Genomic DNA, 13,238 nt, shown 5'->3' with positions numbered 1-13,238 from the left:
CCGGTGGTGTATGGGGGTGTCATCGGACGGTGATGCCCGCGTCCCGCATGGCGGCCTTCACCTCGGCGATGGTCAGTTCGCCGAAGTGGAACACCGACGCGGCGAGCACGGCGTCGGCGCCGGCCTTCACCGCCGGGGCGAAGTCGTCGACCTTGCCCGCGCCGCCGCTGGCGATCACCGGAACGGTGACGGCCTCGCGCACCGCCCTCAGCATGCGCAGGTCGAACCCCTGCTTGGTGCCGTCGGCGTCCATCGAGTTCAACAGGATCTCACCGACGCCGAGGTCCTGGCCGCGCCGCGCCCACTCGATCGCGTCGATGCCGGTGCCCTTGCGGCCGCCGTGGGTGGTGACCTCCCAGCCCGACGGGGTCGGCTCCGAGCCCTCCGGCACGGTGCGGGCGTCGACCGACAGCACGATGCACTGGGAGCCGAACCGGCGGCTCATCTCGGCGAGCACCTCGGGCCGGGCGATGGCCGCGGTGTTGACGCTCACCTTGTCCGCGCCGGCCCGCAGCATCGCGTCGACGTCCTCCACCGTGCGGATTCCGCCGCCGACGGTCAGCGGGATGAACACCTGGTCGGCGGTGCGCTTGACGACGTCGATCATGGTGGAGCGGCCGGAGCTCGACGCGGTGACGTCGAGGAAGGTCAGCTCGTCGGCGCCCTCGCGGTCGTAGCGCTCCGCCAGCTCGACCGGATCGCCGGCGTCGCGCAGATTCTCGAAGTTGACGCCCTTCACGACGCGGCCGGCGTCGACGTCGAGGCACGGGATGACCCGGGTCGCCAGCGTCATCGTCGTGTCTCCTTCGCGTGCTCGTTGTTCATTCGATGTTCTCGTGCCTGTCTGATCTGTGACGGGGCCGGTCACTCCGACCACTCCCCGACCGTTTCCTGGATGACCCTCATCAACCCGGCGTGGACGCTGGGCCGGCCCGCGACCAGTGAGGGAGATGCGACCGTCCACCGCTCGCCCGCGATGTCGGTCGCCACGCCGCCGGCCGCCCGGACCAGTGCGGCGCCGGCCGCGTTGTCCCAGGGGTGTCGTCCGAAGGCGACCGCCCCGCCGAACACGCCCGACGCGGTGAAGGCCATGTCGACGCCGGTGCTCCCGGTCATCCGGATGCGGGCCACGCGGGAGCTCAGCGCCCGCAGGAGGTCGGCTCGCCGGTCACCGGCATAGCGCCCGCGGCCCTTGGCGTTGAACGGGCCGAACGCGATCGCGGCCTCCTCGAGCGGCAGGTCCGGCGGCGGTTCGACGGCCTCCCCGTCGACCAGCAGCGGGCCGTCGGCATGTGCGGCGTACCTGCGACCGAGCAGCGGCAGCCAGGTGAGCCCGAGCGTGGCCTCTCCGTCGACGACGAGACCGAGCAGGATGCCGGTCAGCGGCATGCCCGCGGAGTAGTTGAAGGTGCCGTCCACCGGATCGAGCACCCACACCGGGCCGTCGACGGGGTCGGCGCCGCCGAATTCCTCGCCGTGGACCGGGATCTGGGTACGGTCCTCGAGTTCAGCGGTGACCCGCCGCTCGATGTCGAGGTCGACCTGGGTGGCGAAGTCGGTGCCGCCCTTGTGTACGGCGCTCGGCGCACCGAGACCGTCGACAAAGGTCTCGACGACGTCGTCGAGCACCGCTCCCGCGGTGTGCAGCAACCGCGGGAGGTCGAGCGAGTTCTCGGTTCCGCTCATCAGACCCCGGCGACTGCCGACAGGGCCTCGGGCAGGGTGAACCGGCCGGCGTAGAGCGCCTTGCCGACGATCGCGCCCTCGACGCCCTCGTCGACCAGGCCGGCGATCGCGACCAGGTCGTCGATCGCCGAGACACCGCCGGAGGCGACGATCGGCGAATCGGTGGCGGCGGCCACCTCGCGCAGCAGGTCGAGGTTCGGGCCCTTCAGCGTGCCGTCCTTGGAGACGTCGGTGACGACGTAGCGGGCACAGCCGTCGCGGTTGAGGCGCTCGAGGACCTCCCACAGGTCACCGCCGTCGGTGACCCAACCGCGGCCGCGCAGCCGGTACGAGTCGCCCTCGCGGATGACGTCGAGGCCGACGGCGATCCGGTCGCCGTACTCGGCGATGGCGCGGGCGCACCACTCGGGGTTCTCCAGGGCTGCGGTGCCCAGGTTGACGCGGGTGCAACCGGTGGCCAGGGCGGCGGCGAGCGACTCGTCGTCGCGGATGCCGCCGGACAACTCGACCTTCACGTCGAGTTCGCGGACGACGCCGGCGAGCAGTTCGCGGTTGTCGCCGCGGCCGAATGCGGCGTCGAGGTCGACGAGGTGGATCCACTCCGCACCGTCGTTCTGCCAGGCCAGCGCCGCGTCGCGCGGGGAGCCGTAGGACGTCTCGGTGCCGGCCGCGCCCTGGACGAGGCGGACCGCCTGCCCGTCGGCGACGTCGACGGCGGGAAGGAGTTCGAGGGTGCTACCCATGGGTGAATCTGTTCCTGTCTTCTCGGATCGGGATCGTGTGTCGGCTGTGGGCTCGGGCGGTGTCGGGTCGGCGGGTTGCGGGTCAGGGGGCCTCGGGTCGGTGCAGCGGTTGCGCGGCGAGCAGTTCCGCCCGCGCGCGGTTGACCATGCGGTTCGCCACCGTACCGATCGCGGCGATCATGGCGACCACCGCCGCGAGCGCGGCGACCAGACCGGCAATCGGCGACCAGTTCGCACACACGACGACGATCGGGACGCACACCGCCAGGACGAGCACACCGGCGCCGAGAGCGTAGAACGCGAGCTTGGCGATCGAGAAACCGCCGCCGGGCCTCGGAGTGTCCGCCGCACCCCCGCCCGCCCCGTCCCGGCCCGGCGTGCCGTCGGTCATGAGAGTCCCCGCACCCAGTTCTCCAGCAGGTGGGCTCCGGCGTCGCCGGACTTCTCCGGGTGGAACTGCGTGGCGGACAGCGCACCGTTCTCGACCGCCGCGAGGAACCGGCCGCCGTGCTCGGCCCAGGTCAGCTTCGGCGCGGCCAGTGGCGATCCCACGTTGTCCATCTCCCACTTCTGCGCGGCGTAGGAGTGCACGAAGTAGAACCGGGTGTCGGCGTCGAGTCCGGCGAACAGCCTCGAGTCCTCGGGCGCCTCGACCGTGTTCCAGCCCATGTGCGGCAGCACCTGCGCCGGGAGTTGGGTGACCTCGCCGGGCCACTCGCCGCAGCCTTCGGCCTCCACGCCGAACTCGACGCCGCGCTCGAACAGGATCTGCATGCCCACGCAGATACCGAGGACCGGGCGTCCACCGGCGAGGCGGCGGCCGATGATCCGGTCGCCCTTCACCGCGCGCAGGCCCTCCATGCACGCGGCGAACGCGCCGACGCCGGGGACGACGAGTCCGGTCGCCTCGAGGGCGGTGTCGAAGTCGGAGGTGACGGTGACCTCGGCTCCGGTGCGCTCGAGCGCGCGCTGCGCCGACCGCAGGTTGCCGGAACCGTAGTCGAGGATGGTGACGTCGGGCTTCACAGCGCTCCCTTCGTCGACGGCACGCCGGTCACGCGGGAGTCGTACTCGGTCGCCGCACGGAGGGCGCGCGCGACGGCCTTGAACTCGGCCTCGGTGATGTGGTGCTGGTCGCGGCCGTACAGCACGCGCACGTGCAGGGCGATGCGTGCGTTGAGGGCGAGCGACTCGAAGACGTGCCGGTTGATCACGGTCGAGTACGGCACTCCCGGGTGGCCGCCGATCACCGCCGTCAGCAAGTGCTCGGGTTCGCCGGTGTGCACGCAGTACGGACGGCCGGACACGTCGACGACGGCCTGCGCGAGGGTCTCGTCCATCGGGATCCAGGCGTCGCCGAAGCGGCGGATGCCCCGTTTGTCGCCGAGCGCCTGCCCCAGAGCCTGACCGAGGACGATGGCGGTGTCCTCGATGGTGTGGTGTCCCTCGACCTCGATGTCTCCCTCGGCCTTGACGGTCAGGTCGAAGCTGCCGTGCTGGCCGAACGCGGTGAGCATGTGGTCGTAGAACGCGATGCCGGTCGAGATGTCGGTCCGGCCGGTCCCGTCGAGGTTGAGTTCGACGGAGATCGAGGATTCCCTGGTGGTGCGTTCGACCTTCGCGATGCGAGGCGCGGGGCTGCTCACTGAGTGTTCTCCAGATCTGTTGAGGCGAGCGTGCGGCTGACGTCGAGGAAGGCGTCGTTCTCGTGCGGGAGCCCGATGGTCACGCGCAGATGACCGGCGATCCCGACGTCCCGGATGAGGACACCGGCATCGAGGTAACGCTGCCACGACGCCGGAGCATCCCGGAACCGCCCGAACAGCACGAAGTTGGCGTCGGAGTCGACGACGCGGTAGCCGGCGTCGGTCAGCGCGGCAACGACGCGCTCGCGTTCGGCGACGATCTTCGCGACCCCGGCGAGCGTGTCGTCGGCGTGCCGCAAGGCGGCCCGCGCGGCGGCCTGGGTGAGCACGGACAGGTGGTACGGGAGGCGCACCAGTTGGATGGCGTCGACGATGGCGGGGGCCGCCGCGAGGTAGCCGAGGCGTCCGCCGGCGAAGGCGAATGCCTTGGACATGGTGCGGCTGACGACGACCTTGGCCGGGAACTCGTCGATCAACTCGACGGCGCTGGGTGCCGACGAGAACTCGGCGTACGCCTCGTCGACGATGACGATGCCCTTGGCCGCCTCGACGATGCGCCGGAGGTCGGCGAGCGGGATCGAGCCCCCGGTCGGGTTGTTGGGCGAGGTCACGAAGACCACGTCGGGCTCGCGGTTGGCGACCTCGGCGACGGCGTAGTCGATGTCGAGTCCGAAGTCGGGCGAGCGCGCGGCGACGAGCCAGGTGGTGTCGGTGCCGTCGGCGATGATCGGGTGCATGGAGTACGACGGCACGAAGCCCAGCGCGCTGCGTCCCGGCCCGCCGAACGCCTGCAGCAGCTGCTGCAGGATCTCGTTGGAACCATTTGCTGCCCAAAGGTTTTCGACGCCAAGCTGCACACCCGTCGCGCAGCTCAGGTAGCCCGCGAGGTCGGCCCGCAGGGCGATCGCGTCGCGGTCCGGGTAGCGGTGCAACTCCGCAGCCGCCTCGCGGACGGAGGTCGCGACGTCGTCGATGAGCGCCTGCGACGGCGGGTGCGGGTTCTCGTTGGTGTTGAGGATGACCGGCACCTTCAGCTGGGGTGCGCCGTACGCCGACTTGCCGCGCAGGTTGTCGCGCAGCGGGAGGTCGTCGACGGTGACGTGTGAGCCGGGAAGCCCGCCGGTCCGTTCGGTCACGGCGTCGGATGCGGTCACCGGCGCGACCCCGCGAAACGCTGCTTGATCGCGTCGCCGTGACCGGGCAGGTCCTCGGCGTCGGCGAGCGTGACGACCTTGTCGGCGACCTCGCGCAGCGCGGCCTCGTCGTAGTCGATGACGTGGACGCCCTTGAGGAAGGTCTGCACCGACAGGCCCGACGCGAATCGTGCGGAACCCGAGGTCGGGAGGACGTGGTTGGAGCCCGCGCAGTAGTCGCCGAGGCTCACCGGCGCGTACGGGCCGACGAAGATCGCGCCGGCGTTGTGGACGCGGTCGGCGACGGCAGCGGCGTCGCGGGTCTGGATCTCGAGGTGCTCGGCGGCGTAGGCGTCGACCACGGCCAGGCCGGCCTCGATGTCGTCGACGAGGACGATCCCGGACTGCTCCCCCGACAGCGCGGTGACGACGCGCTCGCGGTGCTTGGTGGTCGCGGCCTGCTGCTCGACGGCGGCGTCGACGGCGTCGGCGAGTTCGACGCTGTCGGTGACGAGCACCGATGCGGCCAGCACGTCGTGTTCGGCCTGGCTGATCAGATCGGACGCGAGGATGCCGGGATCGGCCGAGTCGTCGGCGAGGATGGCGATCTCGGTGGGCCCGGCCTCCGAGTCGATGCCCACGACGCTGCGGCAGAGTCGTTTGGCGGCGGTCACGTAGATGTTGCCCGGGCCGGTGATCAGGTCGACCGGGTCGAGGACCGCGTTCGGCTCGTCGGCCTGGTCGGTGTCGGTGCCGCCGTAGGCCAACAGCGCGATGCCCTGGGCGCCACCGACGGCCCACACCTCGTCGACCCCCAGGAGCGCGCACGCGGCGAGGATGGTCGGGTGCGGCCAGCCGCCGAAGTCCTTCTGCGGGGGCGAGGCGACGACGAGCGATCCGACGCCGGCCTCCTGCGCCGGGACGACGTTCATGACGACCGACGACGGGTAGACCGCGTTGCCGCCCGGGACGTAGAGGCCGACGCGGCGGACCGGGATCCACTTCTCGCTGACCACGCCGCCGTCGACGACCTGGGTGCGGGTGGTCTCAGGGCGCTGGTCGGCGTGGACCTTGCGGGCGCGGGTGATCGACTCGCGCAGCGCGTCGGCGACCTGGGGATCGAGCGCGGCCAGCGCGTCGGCGATGACTGTCGCGGGGACGCGCACCGAGAGGGGCTTGACGCCGTCGAACTCCTCCCCGAACCCCAGTGCCGCGGACGTGCCCTGGTCGGCCACCGCATGCACCACCGGCGTCACCGTGTCGAGTACGGCATTGACGTCGGTACCCCCACGGGGAAGCGCGCGACGCAGTTCGGCGAGCGTCGGCGTGCTACCGCGCAGGTCAATTCGGGCGAGCATGATCTCTCCTGGTCGGTGCGGGAATTTACCCATCCAGGATACGGGTCGGCGGCCAGTGGGTTTTCCGTGCGGGTGACAACGGTGGTCTGGGACACGCCGGACCCACCCTTCTCGACCGACGAGCACACCGCCAGACGGAAAGCGCCCCCGATTTCGCCCCTCCGGCCGGCAGCGGATCGCACCAAGTCGGACTCGCTGCGGCGGGCATGGGACGGGGCGGTTCTCAGACGCCCGGAGATCTCTTCCTCCACATGTCTCCGAAGGTCCCGGGAGACGTTCCGTCCTTGTTCCCCGGGGAATGCGGGCCCTTCGTCCTCAATGGTCCCGGAGTTGCTGCGGGCGCAAGAGTTCGACAGTAACGTCACCGACATGCCTGCTTACTGGGTCATGTTCGTGGTCGCACTCGTCTCCTGCCTGATCATCGGTATCGGGTTCTTCCTGGGAATCCCCGGCCCCAAGGACTGAGCGCGTCCCCCTCTCACGGCCGTACGCAGAGTGCGCGCCGGGGTAGCCGTGTGGTCCGGGCGGTGCCCACCTCCCCCCGGGACCTGTCGTGGTCCGCGCGTCACTCTCGACGTCCTCTGTGTACGGCCTCTTGGCGTCCTGAGTCGCCGTCCGGCCGGTGACGTCGGGTGGCCTTCGCCACCAGCTCGACGACCAGGCCGGTGAACTGCGTCGACGGTTGACGACGCTCATCCAAGGGTGTTCTGACTCACATCCGCCTGTTACTCTCCCGATACTTCAGGTCATATGACCTGAACATGTGGTCGATAGCCTCGCGCCACACGAGAGATCGGGGGATCACATGACCGGTCATCTGACTCGCCGGCGGTTCCTGGGCGGATCCCTGGCCGCCGTCGGCGCCCTGGCCGGGGCTTCTCCGGCCGGCGCCGGACGGTCGTCGGCACTGCCGTCCGGGGTCGTCGACGTGGTGGTCGTCGGCGCGGGGCTCTCCGGGCTGGCCGCTGCCAAGACACTCGTCGCCGCCGGGGCGTCGGTGACCGTGCTCGAGGCCCGGGAGCGCGCGGGTGGTCGCGTGCACAACATCTCCTCGCCGAAGGTCGGGGCGGTGCTCGACGCCGGCGCCGAGTTCATCGGACCGACGCAGAACCACATCGGCGCCCTCGCCCGCGAGTACGACGTCCGGACGATCCGCACCTACAACGCGGGCGACAGCATATTCGTCGGCCGGACCGGCAAGACCCGTGTCCCGGCGGCCGCGCCGATCCCCGCCATCGCCGAACTCGGCGAGGCGGGCGCTGCACTCGCACGCGCCCAGGCCGACGCACTGGCCGGGTTCCCGGTCGGCGAGCCGTGGAAACACCCGAACGCCGACTACCTCGACTCCCTCACCTGGGGTGAGTACACCCATCAGATCGCGCACACGCAGACCGCGCGCGACCTGGTGCAGATCGCGATGGCGGCGCCGATCTCGGTGCGGCCCGACGAGGTCTCCGCACTGTTCTTCCTCAACTACATCGCGGCAGCGGGCGACGAGCAGAACCCGGGAAACCTGGTGCGCCTGTTGAGCACCGACAGCGGCGCACAGGAACGGCTGTTCGAGGGCGGCGCCGCGCTCATCCCGTTGCGCATGGCGCGGCACCTCGACAAGCACATGGTCTACAACGCGCCGGTCCGGTCGATCTCCTGGTCCGACGGCCTCGCGACCGTCACCGGCGACACGGGGGTGTATCGCGCGCGCAAGGTCATCGTCGCCATGTCCCCCGCCATCGCCGGCCGGATCGAGTACCGGCCCGCTCTCCCGGCGGCACGCACCGGCATCCATCGCGGCTTCCACATGGGTGCGGTCAGCAAATTCGCAGCGGTCTACCGCCGCCCGTTCTGGCGCGAGAAGGGCCTGTCCTGCCAGGCGTACGGCGCGGGACGCCCCATCGACGTCACCTTCGAGAGCCACGCCGACGGCCGCCACATCCTCATGGGCTTCATCTCCGCCGACGCGATGCGCCGACTCGACCACGCCCCCGGAGAGCCAACTCGTGAAGGAGTGCATCGGCAACTTCGTCGACCTGTTCGGCCCGGAGGCCGACGACCACCTCGATCACGGCGTCTTCAAGTGGGACCTCGAGCCGTGGTCGCGCGGCGGCCCGACCGGCGTCGCCGCACCCGGCGTGCTCACGAAGTACGGGCCCGCGCTGCGGGAGCCGGTCGGTCCCATCCACTGGGCCGGCACCGAGACCGCCGACCACTGGACCGGGTACATGGACGGAGCGGTGCGCGCGGGCAAGCGCGCCGCCCGCGAGATCCTCTCGGACCTGAGGTGAGCCGGACGCGGATGAGAGCGACACCGATGAGAGCGACACCGATGCGAGCGACACCGATGCGAGCGACACAGATGCGAGCGACACGACCATGAGGATGCCCGTCGAGGAGCGGCGAGAACTGTTGCTGGAGTCCGCCTTCCGCGTCATCGCCCGGCGCGGGGTCGACGGCGCGACCACACGCGCCATCTGCGCCGAGGCCGGCGTGACGCTGTCGACGTTCCACTACGTGTACGCCACCCGTGACGAACTACTCGCCGCGCTCGTGGAACGCGGCACCGAGAAGGAACTCGCAGCGGTCGCGGCAGCGCTCGGCGAGGGCACACAGGAGATCTCGCAGGGCCGGGACGGCCTGATCGCCGTCCTGCGAACGGCGCTCGCCGCGTACATCGACGGGGTCGTGGCCGATCCCGACCGCGAGCAGGCCATGATCTCGCTCAACCAGTACGCCCGCCAGACCGACGGGCTCAGCGATCTCGGCACACAGATGTACCTGCGGTACTACGCCGCGATCGGCGAGGCACTCGACGCCGTTGCGGCGGCGACCGGGACCTCGTGGGACAGGCCGACCTCCGAGCTCGCCCCACTCGTTCTCGCCGCCACCGACGGGATCACGTTGTCATACCTGAACATCCGCGACCGGGCGGTGTGCGACCTCATCGCCGACGCCGCGGTCGCCACCCTGGCCTCCCACCTCGTCGACGGCCCGGGCCCGGGCCGCTGCGACACCGATCGATGATCCGGCCCGGCAACCCGGCGTCGGACTCCCCGACGAAGACCCATTCCGAACACGCCTGAAAGGGACACCACGTGGACGTCACACGGAGACAACTCATCGCCGGCGCCGCGGTGGCCGCGGCCGGCGCGGGACTCGCGGCGAACGCCGTGAGTCCCGGACGCGCATCGGCGGCCCCGAACGACTCGACCGACTACCTCGTCGGCTGCGGCATGGCCGACATGACCGGCGCGGTCGCGGGTCAGGGCATGATGGGTTACTCGAATCCCGAACAGGTGGCGGCCGGTCTGCTGCAACGATGGTGGGCGCGTGCGTACATCGTCGTCGACCGTGCCACGGGCAGGCGCGTCGTCTTCGCCACCGCCGACATCGCGTGCCTCTTCCAGTCCCATCACATGGGCGTGATGGCCAAGCTGCGCAAGCGATTCGGCTCGCTGTACACCGAGGAGAACGTCAACCTCAACGCGCAGCACTCGCACGCCTCGTGCGGCGGCACGGCATGGGACTTCGCGTACTCCCTGGCGGCCTTCGGGTTCAAGAAGAACTCCTACGACGCCGAGGTCGACGGCCTGTACAACGCGATCGTCCGCGCGCACGAGAACCTCGCGCCCGGCACGATCACGATCGGCCACGAGGAGCTGCACGATGCCAGCGCCAACCGGTCGAAGGTCGCCTTCGACGCCAACCCGGCGTCGGACCGAAAGCATTTCCCGTCCGCGATCGACCCGAAGGTGACCGTGCTGCGGTTTCGCCAGGGCGAGACCGATGTCGGCGCCATCACGTGGTTCTCGACCCACGGCACGTCGCTGACCGACCACAACGTCCTCATCGCCGGCGACAACAAGGGTTACGCCAGCTACCTGTGGGAGCGCACCCGGCCCGGCTTCGTCGCGGCCTTCCCACAGACCAACTCCGGTGACATGACCCCGAACCTCGCACTCAAGTGGTTCAAGCCGAGCGGACCCACCACCGACAACAAGCGCAACTGTGAGCTGATCGGGGAACGCCAGTACGTCGCCGGTCGCCGCGCCTTCGACTCCGCGCGCCCGATGACCCGCGGCGGCGTCGACTCGATCACGCGCTACGTCGACATGTCGGCGGTCAAGGTGTCCGGAACCTACACGCCCGACGGCAAACCGGCGTCGACGACGCCGGCGATGATGGGCGCGGCCGCGGCGGCCACGAGCAGCGAGGACAACTACGAACAGCCGCTCCCCCTGCTCGTCGAGGGCATGCGGAACCCCTTGTTCGATCTGCTGGGCGGCGACAAGAAGCCGCCGATCGCGCCGTGGATCCGGGACATGCAGGCACCCAAGCTGATCGCGTTCCCGCTCGGTCTGATGCCGCCGTCGGGCTGGATTCCGTCGGTGGTCCCGTTGCAGATCATGCGGATCGGCGAGCTCGTGCTGGTCGCGGTGCCGGCCGAGGTGACCATCGTGTCGGGACTGCGTCTGCGTCAGGTCGTCGCCGACGAGCTGCGCACGAACGTCGACAACGTCCTGGTGCAGGGCTACTCCAACGCTTACACCCAGTACGTCACCACGCCCGAGGAGTACGACCTCCAGCAGTACGAGGGCGGCGAAACCCAGTACGGCCGTTACACGTTGCCCGCGTACATGCAGGAGTTCGCGAAGCTCGCCGGGGCGCTGGCGGCCGGACGCTCCCTGGACCGCGGACCGGCGCCGCTCGACAAGTCGGGCTTCCAGCCGGACCTGCTGCCGCCCGTTCCAGCCGACCGCCCGATCCCCGGTCACGCCTACGGCGATGTGCTGCGGCAGCCCGGAGGTCCGTACCGCCCGGGACAGACCGTCGTGGTCGAGTTCGTCGGGGCGCATCCGAACAACGACTTCCGCACGGGCGGAACATATCTCGAGGTCCAGAAGCGTTCCGGCGACGAGTGGGGGACGGTCGCGGACGACAACGACTGGTCGACCGAGTTCCGCTGGGCGCGTCCGGCGGGCAGCCTCGACACCTCGAAGATCACGATCACCTGGACCGTGCCGAAGGGGACGTCGGGATCATTCCGGATCGTCTATCACGGCAACAGCCGCGACGGTTCCGGAAAGGTGGGCGCGTTCAGCGGGACGTCGAAGGCGTTCGAGGTGAGGTGAGTTCCGCGGCGCGGGGGGGGGGCCCCCCCCCCCCGCCCGCATCAGCGACACGTTGTAGTCCGTCCACGTCGACATCGTGAAGTACAGGTCCTCGCCCTTCGACCACGGGTGCATGAACCCGCCGTAGAGCTGGGCGTACCTCGACGATCTGACCAGCTCGCTCGGCTCGGACCACAGGCCCTGCGGTTCGCGTGCCCTGCGCAGGACTATCGCCCCGCGGACGGCATCGAGATAGGTCATCTGCCAGCGGTCGGTCGAGGCATCGTAACGAGCGTTCACCTCTCCGGCTGGACCGGCGAAGATCACCGATGCCACGTTGCCGTCGCGCGCGGGCACCCACTTGCCGTCGCGCCAGTACTGGTAGGCGGTCTTGTTCAGGATGTGGTCGCGGTGCACACGCGCCAGGCCCACCGACCCGATGCGGCCGTTGGGCGTGCCGAACATGTACACGTACTCACCCTTCGGCACCATCGACGACACCTGGAACTGGCTGACGCCGAAGATGTTGTCCCAGCGGGCGTACGGGTCCTTCACCCAGGTCGAGCCGCCGTCGTCGGAATAGGCCAGGCCGCCGTGGTTCGTCAGCCACAGGCCGGGGATCTTGCCCCAGGTCCGCACCGACATGTAGCTCATGTACTGCCGGTCCCCGACGGCGAAGCCCGACGTCGGGATGACGGTGATCTCGTAGTGGTTGATGCGGCGGGCGCTGAGCAACTCGGCCGCGTGGCACCGGCTGTCCTGGACCATCGTGTCGATGAACAGTCCGTCGGCGAGCTCGTCGTCCGACGAGAACCCCAGCACGTTGCTGCGCCAGTCCCCGCCGTTGGCGCCCGGCGGCCGGAAGCCCTTGCCGAAGGTGTCGCCGAAGACGATGGCGACCTTGCCCGGCTCCGCCTCCCACATGATGCCGAGGTCGGTGCCGTTGATCTGCCACCGCTTGTCGGTGCGGCTCGTCGATCCACGCCCGGTCACCGTCCCGACCCACTTCAGCCCGGAGACCCGCGGCGGCGTCGGCTTCGGCGCCACCGGCCCGTGGTCGACCCCCGGGTTCACCTTCGCCGGCCGCGGCGGCAGCTTCGGAGGGTTCGGGTTGGGCACCGGAACGGGGATGTCCTTGGGCGCCGGGTCGAAGGTGATCTTCGGGAACTCGATGCTCAGGGCCGGCCCACCCGCGTCCGGTTTCGGCTTCGGCGGGTCGGTGATGTCCGGGCACGGATCGGTGCACGGGTCCTTCGGCGGCGGTTCGGACGGGATGCGGACCACCGGCTTCTCCGGCGCCGGCTCGGGCACCGGCAGGATCCTCGGGTACGGCAGCGGGATGGACAGGCGGTCCGGGAGCCGAGGGAGGAGATCACGCGGATCGTGTGGTCCGGGCTTCGGCTCAGGCGGGAGGTCGGCCTCGCATCCAGAGCTCGGCAGCGGACGGTCCGGTGCGGCGTGGGCGACCGCTGTCGTGCCGCCCACCACGGTGCCGGCCATCACCGCCGCGCAGACCGGCGCGAGCCAACGAACCCCGGCGGAACGTCGAGTCAACCGGTCCATGGCG

General features: G+C 70.2%; 12 protein-coding genes and 1 pseudogene. 4 read left to right on the top strand and 9 right to left on the bottom strand.

Features of this window, described 5'->3' with window-relative positions:
- Positions 1-19: 19 nt before the first annotated feature.
- The 8 genes from hisF to hisD all read right to left on the bottom strand — a co-directional run bounded on the left by hisF (position 20) and on the right by hisD (position 6,566).
- On the bottom strand, positions 20-793 hold the full coding sequence (gene hisF / locus ABFT43_RS19060; RefSeq protein WP_347961866.1) for an imidazole glycerol phosphate synthase subunit HisF: 774 nt from the start codon (positions 791-793) through the stop codon (positions 20-22).
- A gap of 71 nt (positions 794-864) precedes the next feature.
- Entirely contained in the window at positions 865-1,686 is an 822-nt protein-coding gene (locus tag ABFT43_RS19055) for an inositol monophosphatase family protein (RefSeq protein ID WP_347961865.1), read from the bottom strand.
- Positions 1,686-2,429 (bottom strand): bifunctional 1-(5-phosphoribosyl)-5-((5-phosphoribosylamino)methylideneamino)imidazole-4-carboxamide isomerase/phosphoribosylanthranilate isomerase PriA, encoded by a 744-nt coding sequence (priA, locus tag ABFT43_RS19050; protein WP_347961864.1) that lies wholly within the window; start codon positions 2,427-2,429, stop codon positions 1,686-1,688. The genes ABFT43_RS19055 and priA overlap by 1 nt, the downstream gene beginning before the upstream one ends.
- A gap of 82 nt (positions 2,430-2,511) precedes the next feature.
- Entirely contained in the window at positions 2,512-2,820 is a 309-nt protein-coding gene (locus tag ABFT43_RS19045) for a hypothetical protein (RefSeq protein ID WP_347961863.1), read from the bottom strand.
- The gene (gene hisH / locus ABFT43_RS19040) at positions 2,817-3,455 is read right to left on the bottom strand and encodes an imidazole glycerol phosphate synthase subunit HisH (RefSeq protein ID WP_347961862.1); all 639 of its coding nucleotides are present in this window, start codon (positions 3,453-3,455) and stop codon (positions 2,817-2,819) included. Before hisH ends, ABFT43_RS19045 begins: the two co-directional genes overlap by 4 nt.
- The gene (gene hisB, locus ABFT43_RS19035; RefSeq protein WP_347961861.1) at positions 3,452-4,075 is read right to left on the bottom strand and encodes an imidazoleglycerol-phosphate dehydratase HisB; all 624 of its coding nucleotides are present in this window, start codon (positions 4,073-4,075) and stop codon (positions 3,452-3,454) included. Before hisB ends, hisH begins: the two co-directional genes overlap by 4 nt.
- Positions 4,072-5,229: a histidinol-phosphate transaminase gene (locus tag ABFT43_RS19030; protein ID WP_347961860.1), complete on the bottom strand. Its 1,158-nt coding sequence runs from the start codon at positions 5,227-5,229 to the stop codon at positions 4,072-4,074. The genes hisB and ABFT43_RS19030 overlap by 4 nt, the downstream gene beginning before the upstream one ends.
- Positions 5,226-6,566: a histidinol dehydrogenase gene (hisD, locus tag ABFT43_RS19025; RefSeq protein WP_347961859.1), complete on the bottom strand. Its 1,341-nt coding sequence runs from the start codon at positions 6,564-6,566 to the stop codon at positions 5,226-5,228. Before hisD ends, ABFT43_RS19030 begins: the two co-directional genes overlap by 4 nt.
- Positions 6,567-7,371: 805 nt before the next feature.
- Between hisD and ABFT43_RS19020 the strand changes: the two are divergent.
- From ABFT43_RS19020 to ABFT43_RS19010, 4 genes and pseudogenes are all read left to right on the top strand, one after another.
- Positions 7,372-8,532 (top strand): annotated as a pseudogene (locus ABFT43_RS19020) (flavin monoamine oxidase family protein); the annotation flags it as partial.
- A gap of 31 nt (positions 8,533-8,563) precedes the next feature.
- Positions 8,564-8,848, top strand: a complete 285-nt coding sequence (locus ABFT43_RS22715; RefSeq protein ID WP_457590188.1) for an FAD-dependent oxidoreductase — start codon at positions 8,564-8,566, stop codon at positions 8,846-8,848.
- Positions 8,849-8,942: 94 nt separating this feature from the next.
- On the top strand, positions 8,943-9,584 hold the full coding sequence (locus ABFT43_RS19015; protein WP_347961932.1) for a TetR/AcrR family transcriptional regulator: 642 nt from the start codon (positions 8,943-8,945) through the stop codon (positions 9,582-9,584).
- A gap of 71 nt (positions 9,585-9,655) precedes the next feature.
- On the top strand, positions 9,656-11,692 hold the full coding sequence (locus ABFT43_RS19010; RefSeq protein WP_347961857.1) for a neutral/alkaline ceramidase: 2,037 nt from the start codon (positions 9,656-9,658) through the stop codon (positions 11,690-11,692).
- Here ABFT43_RS19010 and ABFT43_RS19005 read toward each other — a convergent pair.
- On the bottom strand, positions 11,600-13,234 hold the full coding sequence (locus ABFT43_RS19005) for a DUF4185 domain-containing protein (protein ID WP_457590184.1): 1,635 nt from the start codon (positions 13,232-13,234) through the stop codon (positions 11,600-11,602). The genes ABFT43_RS19010 and ABFT43_RS19005 overlap by 93 nt on opposite strands.
- Between the last annotated feature and the right edge of the window lie 4 nt (positions 13,235-13,238).

The organism is Gordonia aurantiaca (assembly GCF_039939235.1).
In the GTDB taxonomy this organism is placed as follows: Bacteria; Actinomycetota; Actinomycetes; order Mycobacteriales; family Mycobacteriaceae; genus Gordonia.
The sequence above is the reverse complement of the archived record's forward strand: the minus strand, read 5'-3'. Positions and strand labels throughout refer to the sequence as shown.

Excerpts from the sequence above, each read along its gene's own strand:
- priA (WP_347961864.1), bottom strand. The coding sequence starts at position 2,429 with ATGGGTAGCACCCTCGAACTCCTTCCCGCCGTCGACGTCGCCGACGGG.
- ABFT43_RS19005 (WP_457590184.1), bottom strand. The coding sequence starts at position 13,234 with ATGGACCGGTTGACTCGACGTTCCGCCGGGGTTCGTTGGCTCGCGCCG.
- ABFT43_RS19015 (WP_347961932.1), top strand. The coding sequence starts at position 8,943 with ATGCCCGTCGAGGAGCGGCGAGAACTGTTGCTGGAGTCCGCCTTCCGC.
- hisF (WP_347961866.1), bottom strand. The coding sequence starts at position 793 with ATGACGCTGGCGACCCGGGTCATCCCGTGCCTCGACGTCGACGCCGGC.
- hisD (WP_347961859.1), bottom strand. The coding sequence starts at position 6,566 with ATGCTCGCCCGAATTGACCTGCGCGGTAGCACGCCGACGCTCGCCGAA.
- ABFT43_RS19045 (WP_347961863.1), bottom strand. The coding sequence starts at position 2,820 with ATGACCGACGGCACGCCGGGCCGGGACGGGGCGGGCGGGGGTGCGGCG.
- ABFT43_RS19055 (WP_347961865.1), bottom strand. The coding sequence starts at position 1,686 with ATGAGCGGAACCGAGAACTCGCTCGACCTCCCGCGGTTGCTGCACACC.